Annotated in this window: 19 protein-coding genes; 4 read left to right on the plus strand and 15 right to left on the minus strand. The window is 42.5% G+C overall.

What is annotated here, in order from left to right; all coding sequences use genetic code 11:
• Positions 1-165: 165 nt before the first annotated feature.
• Positions 166-1,242, minus strand: coding sequence for a bifunctional 3-deoxy-7-phosphoheptulonate synthase/chorismate mutase (locus ACTHRG_RS21305; RefSeq protein WP_076261985.1), 1,077 nt, complete (start codon positions 1,240-1,242; stop codon positions 166-168).
• Positions 1,243-1,517: 275 nt separating this feature from the next.
• Here ACTHRG_RS21305 and pilM point away from each other — a divergent pair, with 275 nt between their 5' ends.
• Positions 1,518-3,695 carry a cell division protein FtsA gene (gene pilM / locus ACTHRG_RS21310; protein WP_076261957.1) on the plus strand — a complete coding sequence of 726 codons (2,178 nt, stop codon included), beginning with the start codon at positions 1,518-1,520 and terminating at the stop codon, positions 3,693-3,695.
• A gap of 30 nt (positions 3,696-3,725) precedes the next feature.
• Here pilM and ytxJ read toward each other — a convergent pair whose 3' ends face one another.
• From ytxJ to ACTHRG_RS21325, 3 genes are all read right to left on the minus strand, one after another.
• Positions 3,726-4,055 (minus strand): bacillithiol system redox-active protein YtxJ, encoded by a 330-nt coding sequence (gene ytxJ / locus ACTHRG_RS21315; protein ID WP_440231923.1) that lies wholly within the window; start codon positions 4,053-4,055, stop codon positions 3,726-3,728.
• A gap of 70 nt (positions 4,056-4,125) precedes the next feature.
• On the minus strand, positions 4,126-4,629 hold the full coding sequence (locus ACTHRG_RS21320; protein WP_440231925.1) for a YtxH domain-containing protein: 504 nt from the start codon (positions 4,627-4,629) through the stop codon (positions 4,126-4,128).
• Positions 4,630-4,651: 22 nt separating this feature from the next.
• Positions 4,652-5,137 (minus strand): DUF948 domain-containing protein, encoded by a 486-nt coding sequence (locus ACTHRG_RS21325; RefSeq protein WP_035330351.1) that lies wholly within the window; start codon positions 5,135-5,137, stop codon positions 4,652-4,654.
• 227 nt (positions 5,138-5,364) lie between these two features.
• On the opposite strand from ACTHRG_RS21325, the gene ACTHRG_RS21330 reads away from it, so the two are divergent.
• Positions 5,365-6,480 carry an aminopeptidase gene (locus tag ACTHRG_RS21330; protein ID WP_440231928.1) on the plus strand — a complete coding sequence of 372 codons (1,116 nt, stop codon included), beginning with the start codon at positions 5,365-5,367 and terminating at the stop codon, positions 6,478-6,480.
• Between the two features lie 58 nt (positions 6,481-6,538).
• Here ACTHRG_RS21330 and murC read toward each other — a convergent pair whose 3' ends face one another.
• The 7 genes from murC to ACTHRG_RS21365 form a co-directional block, all read right to left on the minus strand.
• The gene (murC, locus tag ACTHRG_RS21335; RefSeq protein WP_076261949.1) at positions 6,539-7,834 is read right to left on the minus strand and encodes a UDP-N-acetylmuramate--L-alanine ligase; all 1,296 of its coding nucleotides are present in this window, start codon (positions 7,832-7,834) and stop codon (positions 6,539-6,541) included.
• Positions 7,835-8,432: 598 nt separating this feature from the next.
• Positions 8,433-9,530, minus strand: coding sequence for a nicotinate phosphoribosyltransferase (locus ACTHRG_RS21340; RefSeq protein WP_076261947.1), 1,098 nt, complete (start codon positions 9,528-9,530; stop codon positions 8,433-8,435).
• A gap of 163 nt (positions 9,531-9,693) precedes the next feature.
• Positions 9,694-12,546: a DNA translocase FtsK gene (locus ACTHRG_RS21345; RefSeq protein WP_440231931.1), complete on the minus strand. Its 2,853-nt coding sequence runs from the start codon at positions 12,544-12,546 to the stop codon at positions 9,694-9,696.
• Positions 12,547-13,169: 623 nt separating this feature from the next.
• On the minus strand, positions 13,170-13,970 hold the full coding sequence (locus ACTHRG_RS21350; protein WP_076261941.1) for a DUF1444 domain-containing protein: 801 nt from the start codon (positions 13,968-13,970) through the stop codon (positions 13,170-13,172).
• Positions 13,971-14,135: 165 nt separating this feature from the next.
• Positions 14,136-14,453: a thioredoxin family protein gene (locus ACTHRG_RS21355; protein ID WP_076261939.1), complete on the minus strand. Its 318-nt coding sequence runs from the start codon at positions 14,451-14,453 to the stop codon at positions 14,136-14,138.
• Complete coding sequence (locus tag ACTHRG_RS21360) at positions 14,450-15,472, minus strand: PTS transporter subunit IIC (protein WP_440231935.1); 1,023 nt, start codon at positions 15,470-15,472, stop codon at positions 14,450-14,452. The genes ACTHRG_RS21355 and ACTHRG_RS21360 overlap by 4 nt, the downstream gene beginning before the upstream one ends.
• A gap of 173 nt (positions 15,473-15,645) precedes the next feature.
• Positions 15,646-16,158 carry a hypothetical protein gene (locus ACTHRG_RS21365; protein WP_076261935.1) on the minus strand — a complete coding sequence of 171 codons (513 nt, stop codon included), beginning with the start codon at positions 16,156-16,158 and terminating at the stop codon, positions 15,646-15,648.
• 162 nt (positions 16,159-16,320) lie between these two features.
• Between ACTHRG_RS21365 and ACTHRG_RS21370 the strand changes: the two genes are divergently transcribed.
• Positions 16,321-16,767 carry a YtoQ family protein gene (locus ACTHRG_RS21370; RefSeq protein ID WP_440231937.1) on the plus strand — a complete coding sequence of 149 codons (447 nt, stop codon included), beginning with the start codon at positions 16,321-16,323 and terminating at the stop codon, positions 16,765-16,767.
• A 20-nt stretch (positions 16,768-16,787) separates the two neighbouring features.
• On the opposite strand, the gene ACTHRG_RS21375 is transcribed toward ACTHRG_RS21370, so the two are convergent.
• Both ACTHRG_RS21375 and ACTHRG_RS21380 read right to left on the minus strand, forming a co-directional pair.
• Positions 16,788-17,300, minus strand: a complete 513-nt coding sequence (locus ACTHRG_RS21375; protein WP_440231939.1) for a DUF84 family protein — start codon at positions 17,298-17,300, stop codon at positions 16,788-16,790.
• Positions 17,301-17,354: 54 nt separating this feature from the next.
• Positions 17,355-18,428, minus strand: coding sequence for a M42 family metallopeptidase (locus ACTHRG_RS21380; RefSeq protein WP_440231941.1), 1,074 nt, complete (start codon positions 18,426-18,428; stop codon positions 17,355-17,357).
• Positions 18,429-18,648: 220 nt separating this feature from the next.
• Between ACTHRG_RS21380 and ACTHRG_RS21385 the strand changes: the two genes are divergently transcribed.
• Positions 18,649-18,963: a PepSY domain-containing protein gene (locus tag ACTHRG_RS21385; RefSeq protein ID WP_076261924.1), complete on the plus strand. Its 315-nt coding sequence runs from the start codon at positions 18,649-18,651 to the stop codon at positions 18,961-18,963.
• A gap of 46 nt (positions 18,964-19,009) precedes the next feature.
• On the opposite strand, the gene ACTHRG_RS21390 is transcribed toward ACTHRG_RS21385, so the two are convergent.
• Together ACTHRG_RS21390 and trmB are read right to left on the minus strand one after the other, a co-directional pair.
• Positions 19,010-19,852, minus strand: a complete 843-nt coding sequence (locus ACTHRG_RS21390) for a YtnP family quorum-quenching lactonase (RefSeq protein ID WP_440231943.1) — start codon at positions 19,850-19,852, stop codon at positions 19,010-19,012.
• Between the two features lie 139 nt (positions 19,853-19,991).
• Positions 19,992-20,630, minus strand: a complete 639-nt coding sequence (trmB, locus tag ACTHRG_RS21395; protein ID WP_440231945.1) for a tRNA (guanosine(46)-N7)-methyltransferase TrmB — start codon at positions 20,628-20,630, stop codon at positions 19,992-19,994.
• Positions 20,631-20,771: the final 141 nt, after the last annotated feature.

Genomic DNA, 20,771 nt, shown 5'->3' on the forward strand with positions numbered 1-20,771 from the left:
CTAATGGTTCGCATATCCCAACGCCCATAGCGGACTTTCACCGCCAAGTTAATGAACATGCCTGGCACACAAAAAGAGCCCTCTGCCATTAGCAGAAGGCTCTCCGTATATTGAATAGTTCCGTGGATGCCGAATCAGAATGCGCGAACGGCTCTTATTCGATGATCACACTTTCAGCAATGCTGAAGATTGCAGTTCAGACATAAAATGATCAAATTGATTTAAGTCCATTTGTTGTGCTGAATCTGAAAGGGCAACAGCCGGGTCAGGATGAACTTCTGCCATTACACCATCTGCGCCGATTGCCAGCGCTGCTTTTGCTGCCGGAAGAAGCAAATCTCTGCGGCCTGTTGAATGTGTAACGTCAACCAGTACAGGCAAATGTGTTTCCTGCTTAAGGATTGGCACTGCTGAAATATCCAGTGTATTGCGTGTTGCCCGTTCGTAGGTGCGGATTCCCCGCTCACACAGGATGATCTGTCCATTTCCCTGGGACATGATGTATTCCGCTGCATTAATGAATTCTTCAATTGTAGCTGCAATCCCGCGCTTTAAAAGAACTGGCTTATTTACAGCACCCGCTGCTTTTAATAGCTCGAAGTTTTGCATGTTTCTTGCACCGATTTGAATGACATCAATATAATTTACAGCTGTTTCAATATCATTAGGGCTTACAATTTCAGAAATAACTGCCAGATCGTATTCATCTGCCACTCTTTTTAAAATCTTCAGGCCTTCAAGGCCAAGACCCTGAAAATCATATGGAGAAGTTCTTGGTTTATATGCTCCTCCGCGAAGAAGTTTAAGCCCTTTCGCTTTTACAGCTTCAGCAACAGTTGCTACCTGCTCATATGATTCAACTGCACATGGACCAAAAACAAGATGAGGATTGCCATCTCCTACTTTTTCACCTTTCAAGTCCACAATTGTGTTTTCAGGCTTCTTTTTGCGTGAAACAAGAAGCGCTTTTCTATGATCATCTTTTTGAAGTTCAAGACCTGCTTTAAATATTTCCTTGAACATATGCTCAATTGTTGAATTTTCAAAAGGACCGTCATTATGCTCTTTTATTAAGTCCAGCATTTTGCGTTCCCGGACAGGATCATAACGATAAACCCCTTGTGTTTCCTTTACTCTTCCAATTTCTTGAACAAGTTCAGCTCTTTCATTGATCAAAGATAAAAGCTGAAGATTCAGCTCATCCACTCGATCACGAAGTTTATCCAGTTCATTATTGCTCATTTCCTGTCCCTTCCTTTCGAATCTCAATTTAAGCCGTTTTGAATTTTCAGGATGTATACACAAAGCCCGCACCCTAAGCACGAGTTAAGTATTTCCATCTTCCTCTTTTACGGCCCCTCGATATATGATACATTTTTTATAATTAGGGTTATTATATATGAATTATTCAGACATGTCACGAAAAATTTCTTTATTAATTAAACGCTTTTAAGTAATAAAGCAATATAAAGGCATAATTAAGCATTCTATGACAATTCAAAAGAAGGTGTATTGCTTTGGACGAACAAAAAAAGCTTTTTGCACTGGATATCGGCACTCGCACGGTGGTCGGAATTATTCTTGAGGAAGACGGCGGCAAATACCATGTGAAAGACATCGTGATTAAGGAGCATGCAGAAAGGGCCATGCTCGATGGCCAGATCCATGATGTTCCGGCTGTTTCGAAAATTATAGCAGAAATAAGAGATGAACTTGAAGTGAAACACGGCCCATTAAATAAAGTTTGTGTAGCAGCAGCTGGCAGGGCTTTAAAAACAGAAAGATCTAAAACATCGATCACCATTAAAGGCAAACCGATGATGCAAAAACAGGATATAATTCACCTTGAATTAAGTGCGGTTCAGCAGGCACAGGCAATCGCAGCAGAAAAGCAGGCAGCTGAAAAAAGCTATTATTACTATTGTGTTGGATATTCGGTTTTATACTACCACCTTGATGGAGAGGAAATCGGCAGTCTGATTGATCAGCAGGGGGATGAAGCATCTGTAGAAATCATTGCTACCTTTCTGCCAAAGGTTGTAGTGGAGTCACTCATCTCAGCTCTTCAAAGGGCTGGCCTGGAAATGGAAGCCTTAACACTGGAGCCAATCGCGGCTATTAATGTCCTGATCCCGCCTTCAATGAGAAGGCTGAATGTGGCACTTGTTGATATCGGTGCCGGAACATCCGATATTGCCATAACAGATTTGGGGACAGTTACTGCATTTGGAATGGTCCCTGTAGCAGGTGATGAGATCACCGAAGCCATTAGTGACCAGCTTCTGCTGGACTTCCCTCTAGCAGAAAAGGCAAAAAGAGACTTGCACGTATCCGATACGATTACTGTCACCGATATTCTCGGCTTCCAATCAGAAATCAGCAGAGAAGAGACAATTGAAAAAATATCTCCAGCACTGGAACGTTTGACAAATTCCATCTGCGAAGAAATAGTGCGGCTGAATAACAGGCCGCCAAAAGCCGTCATGCTGGCAGGCGGCGGGAGCTTAACACCCGGATTGCCTGAAAGGATAGCGAACAGATTGGGCCTTCCGGCAAATAGAGTTGCAATTAGAGGGATTGATGCTATCAGCGGGCTGCATTTACCGGATTATACAGACCAGGGCCCTGAATTAGTCACCCCAATAGGAATTGCGATTGCCGCTAAAAAAGCGCCGGTTCAATATTGTACTGTTTACGTCAACGATCAGCCTGTCCGGCTATTTGAGGTAAAAAACCTGACAGTCGGGGATTGTATGCTGGCAGCAGGCATTAAAATGAATAAGCTTTACGGGAAGCCCGGCCTTGCCATGATTATCAATTTAAACGGGCAAAGCATTACGATTCCGGGAAGCCATGGAGAAGCTCCAGTCATCACTCGCAACAACATCCCAAGTGCTTTAGATGAAGAAATCAAATCAGGGGATAGCATAACCGTTTCAAAAGGGCATGACGGATTGCCTGCTGAAGTTTGCATTAAGGATTTAATAGATGAAGTCCCGGAAAAGACTATCACTATTAACGGAAAACAGTATACAATTCACCCTGCCATTACCTGTAATGAAAAAGTTGCCCCGCTCGAGCAGACTCTTGCTGATCGGGATAAAGTGGTGTGCACAGTACCGGAAACTGTTGAAGAAATCTTAACAATTTTAAATCTAAATAATTTATTAAACGAGCTGAAGCCTTTTCGAATCAGCATTAACGAAAAAGAGACTTTTCTGCCGCGCCATTCCGGAAAGCTTTATAAAAACGGCCTTGAGGTTAATTGCCACAGCATCGTAGATGATGGTGACAATCTTCGCATTGAAAAAGGAAATACTCTGACCGTAAAGGAATTAGCAGATATTAAGCAGCTGAAACTTCAGGAGAGCATCCCTGTCATTTTTAACAGCAAGAAAATAGAGCTGTCCAGGGGAATACTCGAATTTCAGAGAGAAGGCGCTGTACTCACCGAAGATGACGTGATTTCTGCTGGAGATGCGATAACAATCCTGAAAAAACCAAGATCCCCCTTTATTTTTCAGGATATATTCAGTCATGTTAATGTCGATATGCCTGCTTCCTCTTCCGGCGGCTTCATCCTTTTGAAAAATGGGGAACAAACATCTTTTCATGAATCAGTAGAGCCTGGTGATCACCTTAAAATTGTGTGGCCTGCCATAAATAATAAGCATTCAACTATTAAACAGAGCTAAAAATTAAAAACCCATCCGATTGGATGGGTTTTAGCTGTTTTCCTTCACTGCATTCAAAAGGGAGTCATATGTAATCTTCCAATGTGATGCATGCCATACAACATCTCCATTATTAAACAGAATTGCCTGAGGCGACTCATGTTTAATATGAAAAGCTTCTGCAATGTGATTGGACAAAGGGCGGTCCTCCTGAACAACTAAATAATAAGCATTAACATCTTTATTCTCTTTCACAAAGCTTTCATATTCTTCATATGCTGCACCGCTCACCGGGCATGTGGAGCTGTGTTTTAAAAGCAGCAGCTGCTCTCCTGACTCTACCGCTTGATTGAATGCTTCATGACTATCAAATTTTTTCATTCTTCTCTCCTCCTAAAATTAAACAACGGTGAAGTTATCGTACCACTTCACCGTTGTTTAAACAAATAGTTTAGTTATACTTTTGCTCGGTTTCGTCAAAAGCCTTTTTCGTTTCTTCCAGTTTCATTTGTATTTCCGCATCATTGACTGGAGCGTTTCCTTCAACTTGGAATGTTTCATCATTGATAGCTGCTCCCTCTTCTTCAGCTGTGCCGTTTGCAGGAGCTTGTCCATTTTGATAGTCTTTTAAGTTTTTCACTTTATTTACAAGCTCATTGGATTGCTTGGTCACTGTTTGAGTTAACACATTTGTTTTCTCTTTTGCAGCATTTGCCAGTTCAGTTCCTTTTGTCATAGCTGTTTCTCGGTACTGACCTGATTTTTCTTTCAGGATGGCCGCTTTTTCGCTTAAATCACTTTGAAGCTCTTTTCCTGATTTTGGAGCCAGGAACAAAGCTGTAGCTGCGCCAACCATTCCTCCTATAAGAGCACCAATCACAAAATCCTTCGTATTGATATTTTCCTCAGTTTTTACCTGGTTTGAATCAAATTGAGTACGGTCTTGGCTATTCATTCTCCTTTTTCCTCCTTTAATTCTAGTATCGTGCTCTTTCTCTCTGGCGTTCGGGCGGAAGCATTTGTTTCTCGCCGACATTGTACTGATAAGGGTCTTCTTTTCTCATTTTCCACTTATCCTTGATTTCAAGGAGAACATTGCTCCACTGAACCACCTGTGAGATTTTATCTTTATTCTGTTCAAGCTGAGTGTTAACAGAAGATGTGATTTTCTGAATGGATCCATTAAATTTGCGGACAGAGTCACCAACTTCTTTTACCGCAGTTACGACACTGTTCAGATTCTCAGACTTCTGCTGAATATCTGTTGCCAGTGAATTTGTTTTGTGGAGAAGGACTGTAGTTTCCTTCGTAACACCGTCTAATTGCCTTTCAAGGCCTGCTAATGTGTGTGAAACGTTATCTAATGTACCTTGCAAGGATTTTAATGTTTTTGCCAAATAAATGACCAAAACAAGGAATGCAATAGCAATGACTGCTACACTTAAGTATAAAATTATTTCCAATTCCTACACCTCCGGTTGTCTGTATACTAACTTTTTACCCAGATGCACTGCCTCTAAACCAGGAGTACATTAATAGATTCCACTTGTAAAGTGCAAATTCCTTCTCATTCGGGTATTTTCATCTGTTAAAGTAAATATTAGCATAATTGGAAAAGGTTAAACAAAACCATTCATTTCGGTTACAATAAGAGTTGTCGGAAAAATAAATTTAATGGAGGTATATATCCATGAAAAATCCCCGTATTGAAAAACTCGCCAAAAATTTGATCAACTATTCAGTCCGTCTCCAGAAAGGCGAGAAGATCCTTATTGAAAATTTTGGACTGCAGAAGGAATTAGTGACGGCACTGGTTAAGGAGGCATACGCTGCTGGAGGATACCCTTTTGTCTCCTTAAAAGATCATCAGGTGGATCGTTCCCTGCTTTTAGGAGCACAAGAAGAGCAATTCAATATGATGGCTGAATTTGAAGCAAATGTTATGAGCAAAATGGATGCATACATAGGACTTCGCTCCGGAGATAACATCAACGAGCAGGCTGATGTGCCGGATGATAAAATGAAAATCCATGGTTCAACAATAGGACAAAAAGTACATAGAGAAATTCGCGTGCCAAAAACGAAGTGGGTAGTCCTGCGCTATCCAAATTCCTCCATGGCTCAGCTTGCTAAAATGAGCACAGAGGCATTTGAAGATTTCTACTTTGATGTATGCAACTTGGATTACGGCAAGATGGATAAAGCGATGGACAGCCTTGTCGAATTAATGAATAAAACCGATAAAGTCCGGATCACCGGCCCTGGCACAGATCTGTCCTTCTCGATTAAGGATATTCCGGCAATCAAGTGCTCCGGCCAGATGAATATTCCTGATGGAGAGGTTTATACTGCCCCTGTACGTGAGTCTGTGAACGGCGTTATCACTTATAACACACCATCTCCATACCATGGTTTTACATTCGAAAATGTCAAGCTGACATTTAAAGACGGTAAAATTGTTGAAGCGGAAGCCAATGACAGTGAACGCATCAATAAAATCTTTGATACGGATGAAGGTGCGCGCTATATAGGTGAATTCGCCATTGGGGTTAACCCGTACATTCTCCATCCGATGCAGGATATTCTGTTCGATGAGAAGATTGATGGAAGCTTCCACTTCACACCGGGACAATGCTATGACGAAGCGTATAATGGCAATAAATCCAATATCCACTGGGATATGGTCAACATCCAGCGCCCTGACTATGGCGGCGGTGAAATCTATTTTGATAATGTATTAATCCGTAAAGACGGGCGATTCGTCATTGCTGAACTGGAAGCATTAAATCCAGAGAACTTAAAATAGGAGTTACAAGTCTATGTAAAAAAGGATGCTTCCTGAGCGGAGCATCCTTTTTTATAAATTATATTTGGTTTTCGTATGCCTGCTGGAACTTTTGGATATCTCCGGCACCCATAAACATAATTACACTTTCTTCATGATTTCTTAGGATAGCTGTTTCTTCCTCATTTAAAATTTGTGCATTAGGAATTTTATCCTTTAGATCATTGATCGTGAGTTTTCCATGGTTTTCCCGGGCAGAGCCAAAGATTTCACATAGATAAACCTTGTCAGCCAAATTGAGGCTTGATGCAAAATCCTCAAGAAATGCCTGAGTCCTCGTAAAGGTATGAGGCTGGAAAACCGCGACAACTTCCTTTTCAGGATACTTTTGTCTGGCAGCTTCTACAGTTGCCTTAATTTCTGTCGGATGGTGGGCATAATCATCAATAATTACTTGAGAGCCCACTTTCTTCTCGGAAAATCTTCTTTTTACCCCTTCAAAGGAAAGAAGCTGTTCCTGAACAATTTTCGCATCAATCTCTTCATAATGACATAAAGCGATGACAGCTAAAGAGTTCAGGACGTTATGATCTCCATAGGCGGCAATTGAAAACGTCTCATAGAAGGTATTGCGGACAAAAACGTCAAATGTTGTCCCTTCAGTCGTCTTTACTACATTGCGTGCCTGGAAATCATTTTCTTCTCCGAAACCGTAAAATACGACAGGCACTTTAGCCTGTATTTTTTGCAGCTGTTCGTCATCACCGCATGCAAAAATGCCCTTATTCACTTGCCAAGACATCTCCTGAAAAGCAGAGAAAACATCTTCAACATTGGCAAAGTAGTCAGGGTGGTCGAAATCGATGTTCGTCATTATCGCATAATCCGGGTAGTAAGAAAGGAAGTGTCTTCTGTATTCGCAAGCTTCAAAAACAAAATACTCAGCTTCTTCGTCCCCTTTGCCCGTACCGTCTCCAATAAGGAATGAAGTTGGTTTTGCACCTCTCATAACATGTGCAAGCAAGCCTGTAGTGGATGTTTTTCCATGTGCTCCTGTCACTGCAATGCTTGTGAAATTCTTCATAAAATCACCTAAAAAGCGGTGATAGCGCACAACAGGCAAGCCAAGCTTCATTGCTTCCTCAATCTCTTCATGCGTGTCCGGATATGCATTCCCGGCGATTACCGTCATGCCCGGCTGTATATTTTCCTTTTGAAAGGGAAGGATCTTTATTCCGGAATTTTCAAGTGCCACCTGTGTAAAAAAGTGTTTCTCAAAATCGGAGCCTTGAACCTGATAGTTCATATCATGCAGAACTTGTGCCAATGCACTCATTCCGGACCCCTTAATACCTACGAAATGGTAAATAGTCATATAAAGAACCTCCAACCATCGTATATCTGTAAAACAGTATATGACATATATCTAGTTTTGCGCATATCCCCTGAGAAGACATGCTTCCGTGACTGTGCTGCTATGCTGTTTCGCTATTATTTATATAAAGTGAAACTTCAATCAGTGGGGGTTTTCCTTATCCCCCACTGATTGTTAGTCGCGTTCTAGTGTCGCTAAGATCTCCGCTAGCGCTTCGATCAATCGACACTACGAACCCGATTGGTTCAACTAAGCCTCTGCCTGCGCATCGGCAAGTTTCACTGTATCTCACCAATCGGGCCTTTACGGGCAGTTTGATCCCCACTTATCCTCCTTTGATTCCTCTGAGTCTTGAAGTGGGGGTCTTACTGCCCGTTAGACTGCGATAAACTTACACTTTAATGTATTGAAACATTATATCATTAATCGATTTTAAAAACTATGTAACGTATTGCCAGCTATTTATTCCCTAAACATTACATATAAACCATTGGATATCAGGAAGGCTCTCTATTCCCGCCCTGGAGCTGTTCAGCTTTACGAGAAGGATGCAAAACCGGAAGTGAGCCCTCCATATCCATTTAAAAGTATTGCTCTGTTATTCAACTTTTTCAAGGCGGGGGTTGGGGCGGTAACGGCGGCCTGCCTTGGCTGCGTGCTTTCCGTCTATCATCACATTATCTCCCGTGAACCCAATGGTGATCTTAAGAAGGCTGCTTCCCACACCATAAGTATCAACTGGAACACCCTTTTCTTCAAAATCACGGATTCGGGATTCGGTGAAGCCTCCGCTCACCACAATCTTCACATGGCCGAAGCCTTCGTCATCAAGCGCTTTTCTTAGAGCAAAAATCAGTTCAGCATTGACTCCACGCGGGTCAAATGTTCCCAGGATATGCTGATTTCTTAAGAAATATTGATCAATCATCGTTCTGGATGTGTCAACCCGGACACCTTTAAGCTCATCGCCAAAAGCCCTTGCGACTTTCAGGGAATCAATTATTGCATCATTGTTATAATCTACCAGAGCAACTAAATCGTCTTCAGGAAATGTATCCTGATAAGCTTCAGCAGCCGCGACGATATCTCCCTCAAACATCTGAATCAGCGCATGCGGCATCGTCCCCATGCCCTTTTTGCCCCACCATTCGTTCATCGCATGAGTAGCCTGGGCTGTTGCTCCCCCAATATAGGCTGCATATCCATCACCTGCCTGGGTGGTATAGTGATCATCCCGGTCCCCCATGAAGATGACCTGTTTTTGAACACCGGAAACTCCTGCTGCTTTTACCACATTATAGACATTTGTGGCAACCGAAGTTCTTCTGGCCAATATGCCGTCAATGATTCCTTCGAGATAGCCGAAATCCTGATATCTTCCTGTTATGGTCATTACTGTTTCAAAGGGTGAAATCTTGTCACCATCTTTTAATGAATGGATCTCCAGATCATCCGGACGGTCCGCAAATGTTTTTAACAGCGCAATGACTTCATCCGTACCGCATAGAACGGCATGACTCTTTTGAAAAAACTGCATAGTTACAATTTTATCAACGTGATATTTCTTAACAATTTCTCTGGTCTTTAGGAAGTAAACCGCTGAAAACCAGCCATCTCTTACACGTTCATCAAATTTAAAAGTCTGGTTTGTCAGACGCTTTATTTCTCCCTTAACCTTCATTTCAATCTCTTTCATCCCAAGCTCCTTACAAACATGAAAGAAAGCAGGCTTGCCTGCAGACTTGGCGTTGCAAGGAGCAGGCCCCTAAGCCGGCAGGACGCCGGCTTATGAATGCTTTCTTCGTTATCGTAGTAGTTATTCATATTATTTTAAACATGCAAGTAAAGAATACCATGGATTAATTTAATGTACTAGTGTCTTGTATGGATTCAAGATCAGCCGCAGTAATAAGGACATCCCTCGGTTTGCTGCCTCTATTTTCTGAAATGAACCCTTGCTTTTCCATCATATCAATCAGCCTGGCTGCCCTATTATAGCCTATTTTAAATCTTCTTTGCAGACTTGAAGTGGAAGCTGAGCCCTGATCAACAACAAACTCGCATGCTTCAAAAAACAGTTCATCCTCTTCTTCAATGGCTTGGGCTTTTTTCAAAAGCTCTTCCTGCTCAAATAAGTAATCAGGTTCTTGTTCCCTGCGTACATGGGCTACGACATCATCAATTTCTTTGTCTGAAACAAATGTCCCCTGGAGTCTGACCGGCTTTGAGGATCCATTTTCAAGGAAAAGCATATCTCCCCGGCCCAGGAGCTTTTCCGCTCCGCTTATATCGATGATTGTTCTTGAATCAATTTGGGATGACACAGAGAATGCAATCCTTGTTGGCACATTTGCTTTTATTAAGCCGGTAATAACATCTACGGATGGCCGCTGGGTTGCGATAATCAGATGCATTCCGCATGCCCGGGCTTTCTGTGCTATCCGGCAAATGGCTTCTTCCACATCGGCCGGCGCCATCATCATCAGATCTGCCAGCTCATCAATCACAATGACCATAAATGGAAGCTTATCTGAGTATTGCTGATGCTCTTCAGCCAGCTCATTAAAACGGTTTATATCCCGCACACCGGCATGGGCAAATAATTCATATCTCCGTTCCATTTCCTCTACAGCCCACTTCAGGGCAGCTGTTGCTGCTTTTACATCGGTAATAACCGGGCTGACTAAATGAGGGATTCGATTATATGGTGCAAGTTCAACCATTTTCGGGTCAATCAGGAGAAGCTTTAATTCATCCGGACTCGCCTTATACAAAAGGCTTACCAGGATCGTGTTGATACAGACGCTCTTTCCTGATCCCGTTGCACCGGCAATTAAACCGTGGGGCATTTTCCTTAAATCCGTCACAATCGGCTTTCCTGAGATATCAAGTCCAAGCACAGCCGTCAATGGGGAGCTTCCATTCTGGAACTCCGGGGTGTTTATGATCTCACTGATAAATACCGGGCGGCTGCTCTGATTTGGAACCTCAATGCCGATTGTATGCTTTCCTGGAATTGGTGCTTCAATCCTAATATCCCTTGCAGCCAGACTAAGCTTGATATCATCCGAGAGGTTCGTGATTTTATTCACCTTGACCCCCGGTTCAGGCTGCACTTCAAATCTTGTGACAGAAGGTCCCTGCGTAACATTGACAACCCTGGCCCTGACATTGAAATTCTGCAGGGTGGAGTTTAGCATCTGTTCCTGTTCGTAAAGCCAATCAGATTCTTCATCCATGATTACCGGCGGTGTCAGTAATGTCCGCGAAGGGAATTGATAATACGAAATGTCATCTTCCGTCTGATATATCTGCTGTTCCTTCATCCTGTCCGATTCCGGTGAAGTCGAGTAATCCTCAATTCTTTCTGCTGAAGCAGCAGACTGCTGGATGCTTTCAGATGGAAACATCGCGATATTATTTTTTTTTTCATCAGCCGGATTTGATACTTTCCCCTGCTGGTTCAATTTTTTTCTGTCATTGTTCAGCATAATGACGTTGAATGGGATTGACCCTCTGGAAGAAGGCTTTTCTTCTTGAACATTCCTTTCCTGCACTGGATTTGACATCTCTTCATTCTCTGATTCTATGTTTATATCCTGGATTAATTGACTTTCGTCTGGGACCTCTTCAGCCTCTGGTTCTGGGATCGCATTAGAATTCAAATCATCCTGTCCGGAAAGTTCTGCTGTGTCTTCTGTGTATTCTTCTGTTTCTTCTTCTGTTTCTTCTTCATGAAGAGCCTCTTCAATCATATTTGCGAGCGATCTGCTGACTTCAGATTTTTTCTCATGATCAATGCACTCTTCATGGTTTGAAAACTTATTGCCGGCTGATTTGGAAGAACCAGGATGAATGACAGGTTCCAGCTCATCGTCCCATGCTGCATGTGTTTCCACTTCACAGGGTTCTTTTTCCTGGTTTTCCTCCGGAACTTCAAACATTAATTCAGATGCTTCACCTATTTTATATTTTTTTGCTGCCGGTTCCTCTTTTTCCAATGCAGCAGCCTGTCCCTGGAAAGCTTCCAGCTTATCAGTAATGACGGTTTTTCTTTCTTTTGGCGAATCATCAGCAGTCATCTTCGGCCCATTTTGAGGCTTCTGCTGAATTTTGCGCATAACCTCATCGTATGTAATTTCCCTGCGGTTATTTTCCTGTTCCCCGTTCCCTGATTGATCCTTAGGAGTGTTTGAACCCGGTCTCTTAAACCCATATATCGGGGATGGAATTTCTGTTGGCTGGAAAGGCCTTTTCTTATTGGCAGCCTCTCTTTCGTTGCGGGTCAGGATTTTTTCTTCACTTGCAGGTGATGGCACAGTCTTTTTTTGCCGCTCCCTTTCTGCAGAACGGGGCACCCTTTTTTCATGAAATGGAGAATCTGCTGGTTTTGGTTTTCTCTGCCGCTCCGTTTCCCTTACCCTTGGCTGCCGTTTTTCAGGTGTTTCCTTAACCGTCTGCCCGCGTGTATGCTCCTGCTTTTGCTGCCTCTTATTTTCCCGTGCTGCTTCATGGTCAGGTATGACCGGAAAACGGAATTGACCTTTAGGATATTGATAAACTACTTTCGCATCTACATCTCTTGAACTTTCTTTTGTACTTTGAGAAGCAGGCTGTTTCTCTTGGTTTCGCTCATCCGCATGATCTTCAAATTCTTCATATTCTTCATCATTATCTTTAAACATATGGAACAGTTTCTTAATCCAGCTCATTTATATCAACTCTTTCTATCAAAAACTTTGTTAGACTATCTCTATTATTTTAGCAGTTATTCACAGATTTTGAATAAGAAATCCGAGAATGAGTCCTTTTAAAGACAGAATGGGTAAATTTACAAACAAACGAAGAGCTGCAGACATACTTTCGACTCAGGAAAGGTTAATAATTCATTTGTACAGACAGCTGACTTTTTTCGCAATACTAATAGAAATAATTGATTGTTATATATTTCGAAAATAGTTTACCTCTCCTGGGGGTTTAATACCTTTTTTCAGGATGGGTCGGCAAGTTTTAATAAAAAAGTTTTTTCGTATAAATCGTTTTATTATCACCTGTAATGTTGTCCGTTGATTTCCGCTCCAGGATGCTCAGCGAACCGCGGGGCGGGCGGTGAGCATCCTCGACGCTGCACGTCTGCGGGGTCTCACCTGTCCCGCTACTCCCGCAGGACTTTGAAAAAGCTTCCTTGAGTAAACACCGCACGAAGAAAATGCGAAGGCATTTTAGAGGATCTCGCACCTTCCGCTCCAATCAACTCAGTAAATAATATACAATTAGCAACAAACCTTGCGAAAACAGCCAATAAAAAAGACCACATTGATGTGGCCTTTAAAAGCTATTTCTTTTTATTCTTACCCAAAATAAATATTGGTTCAAACTCTCCATTCTCGTATAGAAATGATAGGGAAGTGATGGGCACTCTGCCGCTCGCAAAGAAACTCATTGTCATCTGGGCGAGAACGTCATAGCCTGTTTCATTTTTAATATCAGCAATGATTAATACATCCTGATGCGGGACTGCCACTGCCATGGTTCCTTCTGCTTTTCTGCTCATTTCTTTAATGAATGAATCATTCAGTATCCTGCTTGCATCATATCCATCATTCTTATTTAAGAAATAGAAAGTATTGCCTGCTACAGTATCCGATTTCATATCGGTCGAGAGAGATCTTACATTAAAGAGAGCCGTTTCTTTAATTCTTTCCGGATCCCATCCCTCTTTTCCCATTAGCTGTGCATCAATAAGCCGATACGTTTTACCGAGGTCAAGGGCATAGTAGATCCGGGTTTCAGCAGTATGTTCATCTGTCAGAAAAGGAATGCCTTCCTGTGATTCACCCGGAAAAGAAGTTGATCGAATGACCGGAAAAATATTTTTTTCATGGCCGGATAAATGAGCATCCTCCACCATTGCTTCCAGGCCTTCCTCCACATAATAAACGACTTCGTCAATCGCTTTTTCCTTTTGCTCCTGCCATTTAGCTATAATGCCAGGCAGAGAGATGGTAATTCCTTTTCCAGTGTCCTTATTTTCTATTCTAAGCTGGTCTTTCTCCCTGTCAAAAGAGAAAGTTCGGTTCTCTTTTGCTAAGCGCTGCTCTAATTCATTTTTCATTTTTCTGCTATCCATTTTCATATATAAGCCCCTCCTTTGGGGATTGATTTCCGACTATCATTTTACACTAATAAACCCTCCTGCTCAAAAAAGATGCAGGAGGGCTTAAAAGCAGAAGCACCTTGCCCCCACTGCAAATCGAGGGGGCAGGCGCTGAAGCTGACATTTATTAAATCAGTGCCATGCCTAGTTTTCCAGAGTTTGAATAAAGTTCTCGATTTCTTCCTGTGTTTTGCGGTCTTTGCTGACAAAGCGGCCGAGCTCCTGGCCATCCCTGTATCCAATGAAGCTCGGAATGCCAAAGACATCAAGCTCAATGCAAAGATCAATGAATTGATCGCGGTCTACATAAACGAAATTATAGTCACTATATTTTGCTTCTACTTCAGGCAATACCGGTTCAATCACCCGGCAATCAGGACACCAGTCTGCTGAAAACATGAAAATGTGTTTCCCGCTGCTGCGCATCTCGTTAAATTGCTCCATTGATTCCAATTTTTTCATTTTCTTACGCCCCCTGTGCTGATATGCATGTCTCCAAATTGGATCCAGCCCTTCTTCCTCATATATTCAGATAATATCAGGCTGATGAGAGCGGGTCCAATAATATGCAAGACGATGACCTTCATCCAAACGTCCGGGCCAAAGCCCATCGTGGTAAAAGTCATAATCTGGCCAACAAGCCCGCTTGTACCCATCCCTGCCCCTGCAGCATTGTTTTCCATTAGCCAGATGGTCGTGCCAAACGGTGCGAGGATCGCTCCTGCGATTGTAGGTGGAATAAGGATGCGCGGGTTCCTAATAATATTAGGAACCTGCAGCATGGATGTTCCAATTCCTATCGCAATTAAACCGCCCATTTTATTTTCCCTGTAGCTGCTCACAGCGAAGCCGACCATTTGTGCTGCACAGCCAATTGTGGCAGCTCCTGCTGCAACTCCGTGCAAATCAAGCATAAGCGCAATGGCAGCTGAAGAGATGGGAGCGGTCAAGGCAAGTCCCATTAATACCGCGACGATGATGCCCATGAGGATCGGCCTTTGTTCGGTTCCCCACATGATCAGGCTGCCAAAGCTTTTCATCCCAAAGTCAATTCCGGGTCCAATAAGTGTAGATACGACATAACCCGATGCAATGGTTACAAGCGGTGTTGCAATGATATCCACTTTTGTTTCCTTACTGACCAATTTACCAAGTTCCGTGGAAATAAGGGCTGCAGCGAAGCTCCCTGCCGGACCCCCAAGAGCCGCCCCGGCAGCCCCGCTTGCGATGGCTGAAAAAACAACCAGCGGCGGAGCATTCAGTCCGTATGCAACTGCCACTCCAATAGCAGGGCCCATCAGCCCCATAGCCAGAATGCCCATATCCTGCAAATATTTGATATCAGTCTGTTCGCCAATTGTCTTAATAATCAGCCCGATGATCAGCGAAGCAAACAAGCCCAGCGCCATGCTGCTCAGGGCATCTATAAAATAAACTTTAGCTGAAAGGGTAACCCCTTTTTGATTCAGGAAAGCTCTCATAATTTTCCCCCTATGTAAAAGTTCTGCATTTATAAGATAACATATGTAAAGACACTTGTAATATAAAATCTTCTGTATTTTTATTGTTCTTCTATCAGGGGCTTTCTATTATATCAATTAAAGGTTCAGCTGCTTATTAAGACAAAAAAAAACGAAGGGCAGCGCCCCTCGCTTTAGTTATTCATTTGAACAGAATTGGCTATTTCCATCATCGCAGCGGCGTCAGAGGATAAGTTTCTGGTTTTAGCCTGCGTTGATAATTTTACGCCGCCAATCCCGACGACCAATTCATGTTCGTCTTTTTTTCCGCTGTTGATTAATAGGAAGCCATTATGTCCCTCTTTTGTAAATGTCTCTTTAACTTCAAATTCATCTTTCTGCTTTAAGGTAGCATCATAAACAATCTTGCTGTCCGGACCTTCATGCTGGTTGTAAAAAAGGATATAGCGTTTCGAGCCATTTTTTAGGATGATGTTATTTGGGCTTTCCTCTTCTACCTCATAGCCGAAAGGCAAATAATATTTTATATCTTCAAACTTATGATTTGTCTTTTCAGGTGATTGGTTAAATGCTTCCTCTGCAGCATTCTTTGCGGCGGTTTGCTCTTCTTCCAACGATGCTGAACAGGCACTGAGCAGTATAAATGAAATAAATAAGAGCAAGGCTGCGGTGAATCTTTTACTCATTCTATTGTCCCCTCCTTGCATGGATTCTCATATCCTTCCCTATCATACATTTCTTCTCAATAGTCTGACAACCCTGCATATCAGGATTGGCAGCCTTTTCACTGCGTTACTTCCTAGAAGAAATGTTAAAATATAAGAATATTGCATAAGGGAGGAAAAAGAATGGAAATAACCGTCTATTTAGCAGGCGAAATACATTCCAATTGGCGGAATGAAATAAAGGAAAAAGCGAAATTATTACAGCTGCCTGTACATTTTACAGGTCCCATGGAAAATCATGACCGTTCTGACATGATTGGTGAGGAAATTCTCGGGACGCAGCCGGATGCAATACTTCGGGATGAAGCTGCTTCAGGCATTAATAACTTAAGAACACATCTTCTAATGCAAAAATCAGATCTGGTGATTGCATTATTTGGTGAGAAGTACAAGCAATGGAACACCGCCATGGATGCAAGCGCAGCTGCCGCACTTGGAAAGCCGCTGATCCTTATCCGTCCAAAGGAACTTCACCATCCTCTAAAAGAGCTTTCAAGCAAAGCAAATGTTACTGTTGAAACTGTCAGCCAGGCATTGAAAGTTTTGTCGTACATCTTTGAAACCGAATAAAAAAAGGGGGTAGCGCTATGCTATCCCCTTTTTCTATATTCATATTGCCCGATAAGAAGCTTCATGACATGCGAGAACATGGCAGAACGGTCGATCTGTCCATTTGTAAAAATGCCAACTGCCCCTTCATTTTTACGGATGTTTTCTTTTTTGGCGTAATCATCCATGACAGGGCCCAGTTCTTCGCCGGCTGATAGCCTTTCTGCAACAGCATCAGGAAGAGGAATCCTGGCTCCGCCTGCAATAATCGGAGGCTGCCCTTTTTCCGCCAGTGCCCCCCAGTTACAGAGAAAAAACCCATATTCTGTTTTTTGCACACCGCCCTCTAACCCAATGCCGATTTGACCTCCGGATATTTCGAGTGCTCCATAAGCTCTGTTGATGGCCCCTTTTATAGTTTCTTCATCCGAAAATGGCTGATCGTTCACACCTGAGGGCACATCTTCGGACATGATGTCAGCTTCATAATCACTAAAGGCAGCTTGTACTGCCGAAATCTTTGCAGGATTTTTTGACCCAATGATGATTTTCATAAGAGCTCCTTTCTTTTGACAGGAAAAAGAGACAGCACATGCTGTCTCATCCGGTTAACTGTTCTGGCGGATCGTATCTACTGTTGAACGGTCACAAGACTTTACAAGTTTAATAAGCAATTCTTTTGCCGCTGCATAATCGTCGACATGCACGATGGATGCATGTGTGTGAATATAGCGGGAGCAGATGCCGATTACTGCACTGGGAACACCTTCGTTGGATACATGAACTTTTCCAGCGTCTGTTCCGCCCTGTGAGACGAAATACTGATATGGGATGTTATTCGTTTCGGCTGTATCCAGTACAAATTCCCTCATGCCCCGGTGCGTTACCATTGAACGGTCAAGTATCCGCAGCAGAGCTCCCTTGCCTAAGTGCCCGAACTCATTTTTATCCCCTGTCATATCGTTGGCAGGGCTTGCATCCAGCGCAAAGAAAATATCAGGATTGATCATATTCGCTGCAGTCTGTGCACCTCTTAAGCCAACTTCTTCCTGAACTGTTGCTCCTGAATAAAGGATATTAGGAAGAGCTTCATTCTGGACTTCCTCTAAAAGCTCCACCGCCAAGCCGCATCCATAACGGTTATCCCATGCTTTCGCCAAAATTTTCTTTTCATTTGCCATTGGTGTGAATGGACAAATCGGCAGAATTTGCTGCCCTGGCTTAATGCCTATTCTTTTAGCATCTTCACGGTCATCCGCCCCAATGTCAATCAGCATATTCTTTATTTCCATCGGCTTTGTGCGCTTTGCTTCGTCTAAAAGATGCGGAGGAATGGAACCGATAACTCCTGTCACAGGTCCATGATCTGTAATAATTTGTACTCTTTGTGCCAGTAAAACCTGGCTCCACCAGCCTCCAAGTGTCTGAAAACGGATCATGCCATTATCTGTAATGCTGGTGACCATGAATCCCACTTCATCCATATGTCCTGCTACCATTACAGTCGGACCGCCTTCATCCCCTCTTTTAACTCCGAAGATGCCTCCCAGCTTATCCTGAACAACTTCATCTGTATATTGGCTGATTTGTTCGCGCATGAATTTCCGGACTAAATGCTCGTTTCCAGGTGCTCCCGGCAACTCTGTCAATGTTTTAAAAAGCTGCAAAGTATTTTCGTTCATATATTCTTCTCCTTTTTCAATCAATAGATTGTCTATGCAGATATGTATAATTTTATTTTACAGAACTTTCATACGTCTTTCCACCATTTCAGACAGGAAATTTCGACTGACGAAATGCAATATTTATTTTAGTTCCAGCCTATTTTTGGTAAGATAGATTTGGAAAACAGAAAATTTTAATAATGAACTGCTTATATCATCAGCCTGGGGAGGTGCAATTATGAATTGGAAATCTTTTATGTTAGGTGTAGGTGTTGGTTTGGCAAGCGGATACGCAGCAAGGGAATTGCTTTCGCAGAAAACTTCCGTTTCCCCGGAAAAAGCTTTAGCTAATGCAAAGGATGCATTTAAACAGGAAGGTCCGATAAGCGGATCATGGATTCAAATGAAAGCTGAACCTTATGAAAAGGGACATTTGAAATATCAGGTTTATAAGGGCGGCATTTCAAGATTTTCCGGTGAGGAAGCCGAGCAGTATGAGTTCATTGCCGATGCGGAGACTGGAGCCATTTTGGACGTCTTCCCGCTGCATTAATCGCCAGCAGCAGAGCTGTATTAAAAAATCCCCGGATGGGGATTTTTTAGCTTTTTTGCTTTTCCACTTTTTCAGCAATATTTCCTGCTTCACCCCACTTGACTGCCCTGTAAAAAGCATCATGGTAAAAAGTGAACCAGGCGTTTTTTTTCATGCCGTATTCCATCCATTTTTCCTTGGCGCTGATGGAATCCATCGGGTAGTCATCATAAGCGAGGACCCATAAAACATTTGCATGGGCATGTGTTGGCATGATATCAGCCATATGAATGACGATATCGTCTTCATCTTCTATAACCAGGATGGAATGTCCGTCACTATGGCCGCCTGTATGCACCATTTTAATTGGGCCGAGTGTCCACTCCTCTTCAAAAACTTCCACCTGATCCTGAATGGACTCCCAGTTTTCCTTCCAATATGTATTTCTTGAACGAATATTAGGATTTCTCATTTCCTCCCATTCCACCCGTGATGCGATGATTCTGGCATTCGGAAATACAGACGAGAATTTTCCTTCTTCCGGTTTTGTCAGTCCGCAGGCATGATCAAAATGAAGATGCGTCATAAGGATATAATCGATATCCCCGAGGGACAAACCGTGCTTGGCTAAATCCTGTTCAACAAACGACTCTTCAAGCGCTCCGAAATTCCTCTTCTGTTTTTCATCCAGTTTCCCGTTTCCCAGACCTGTTTCGACTAGAATATTCTTGCCGTCAAATTGAATAAGAATGGGATCTGTTCTCAGCTCGATCTGATTTCTTTCATTGCATGGATATCTTTTTGACCACAAAGGCTTCGGAACTACACCAAACATGGCTCCGCCGTCAAGATATGTGACACCGCCGCGAAGCCAGGACATCTTTATGTTCTTTAACTTCAATGTTTCCATTATTATCTCCTCCATTTATTCTTTCTGAGCAAGCGCTCGCTTTTTTCCTTACCTCATCATAACATTTAAGCGCTTACTTTTAGAAATATTTAAACTATTTATGCGCAGTAAAAAAGTCTATCCATATGGATAGACTAGATTATCTGTATTGCACTTCACACCGGAATATACGGCTTCCCCTTGAGGAAAACTTTTCTTCATATTCGGTCATGATGTTTCCTTCATAATCACTGTTGTGAAGGTCGAGGCTGACAAACGTCAGCAGCATGCCGTAATCGGAAAAGCTCATAAGAGAAGATTCAAACAATCCCTGGTTATCAGTCTTAAAGTGGATTTCTCCTTTATCCACAAGGATATCTTCATAAATTTCCAGGAAGCTTCTATAAGTCAGCCTGCGTTTTGCATGACGCTTCTTCGGCCATGGATCTGAAAAATTGAGGTAGACACGATTGACTTCGCCTTTTTCAAAGTAATTCCGCAAATCATTGGCATTCACATTCAAAAGCTTTACATTTGGAAGCTCCTCCTCGATGATACGATCCAGAGCGGTGACAATCACGCTTTCAGCCAGCTCGATTCCAATATAGTTGATATCCGGGTTTGCTTTTGCCATACCAGTTACGAAGCGGCCTTTGCCTGTCCCAATTTCTATATGAAGGGGCTGATTTTTATCGAAAGCTTCATTCCATTTTCCTTTATATTTTTCAGGTTCTGAAATTACGTATTGAGTATATTCGGCTAATTTATCCTTCGCCCAAGGTTTATTTCGCTGTCGCATATTGACACTCCTAAAAATTAATATCGTTCAAACAATATCATGCCCATCCCGGTGATGCAACTTTATTTTTGCTAAATAGGTTCATCCCTTGTTTGTAGTTTAACCAGATGACATTTATACACTTAAATTACATTCCGCCCA

The organism is Cytobacillus sp. SAFR-174 (assembly GCF_051964675.1).
GTDB lineage: Bacteria > Bacillota > Bacilli > Bacillales > Cytobacillaceae > Cytobacillus.

Coding starts and splice junctions, on each gene's coding strand:
- ACTHRG_RS21305 (WP_076261985.1), bottom strand. CDS start 1,242: ATGAGCAATAATGAACTGGATAAACTTCGTGATCGAGTGGATGAGCTG.
- ytxJ (WP_440231923.1), bottom strand. CDS start 4,055: ATGAAAAAATTTGATAGTCATGAAGCATTCAATCAAGCGGTAGAGTCA.
- ACTHRG_RS21320 (WP_440231925.1), bottom strand. CDS start 4,629: ATGAATAGCCAAGACCGTACTCAATTTGATTCAAACCAGGTAAAAACT.
- ACTHRG_RS21330 (WP_440231928.1), top strand. CDS start 5,365: ATGAAAAATCCCCGTATTGAAAAACTCGCCAAAAATTTGATCAACTAT.
- murC (WP_076261949.1), bottom strand. CDS start 7,834: ATGACTATTTACCATTTCGTAGGTATTAAGGGGTCCGGAATGAGTGCA.
- ACTHRG_RS21340 (WP_076261947.1), bottom strand. CDS start 9,530: ATGAAAGAGATTGAAATGAAGGTTAAGGGAGAAATAAAGCGTCTGACA.
- ACTHRG_RS21345 (WP_440231931.1), bottom strand. CDS start 12,546: ATGAGCTGGATTAAGAAACTGTTCCATATGTTTAAAGATAATGATGAA.
- ACTHRG_RS21350 (WP_076261941.1), bottom strand. CDS start 13,970: ATGAAAATGGATAGCAGAAAAATGAAAAATGAATTAGAGCAGCGCTTA.
- ACTHRG_RS21355 (WP_076261939.1), bottom strand. CDS start 14,453: ATGAAAAAATTGGAATCAATGGAGCAATTTAACGAGATGCGCAGCAGC.
- ACTHRG_RS21360 (WP_440231935.1), bottom strand. CDS start 15,472: ATGAGAGCTTTCCTGAATCAAAAAGGGGTTACCCTTTCAGCTAAAGTT.
- ACTHRG_RS21365 (WP_076261935.1), bottom strand. CDS start 16,158: ATGAGTAAAAGATTCACCGCAGCCTTGCTCTTATTTATTTCATTTATA.
- ACTHRG_RS21370 (WP_440231937.1), top strand. CDS start 16,321: ATGGAAATAACCGTCTATTTAGCAGGCGAAATACATTCCAATTGGCGG.
- ACTHRG_RS21375 (WP_440231939.1), bottom strand. CDS start 17,300: ATGAAAATCATCATTGGGTCAAAAAATCCTGCAAAGATTTCGGCAGTA.
- ACTHRG_RS21380 (WP_440231941.1), bottom strand. CDS start 18,428: ATGAACGAAAATACTTTGCAGCTTTTTAAAACATTGACAGAGTTGCCG.
- ACTHRG_RS21385 (WP_076261924.1), top strand. CDS start 18,649: ATGAATTGGAAATCTTTTATGTTAGGTGTAGGTGTTGGTTTGGCAAGC.
- ACTHRG_RS21390 (WP_440231943.1), bottom strand. CDS start 19,852: ATGGAAACATTGAAGTTAAAGAACATAAAGATGTCCTGGCTTCGCGGC.
- trmB (WP_440231945.1), bottom strand. CDS start 20,630: ATGCGACAGCGAAATAAACCTTGGGCGAAGGATAAATTAGCCGAATAT.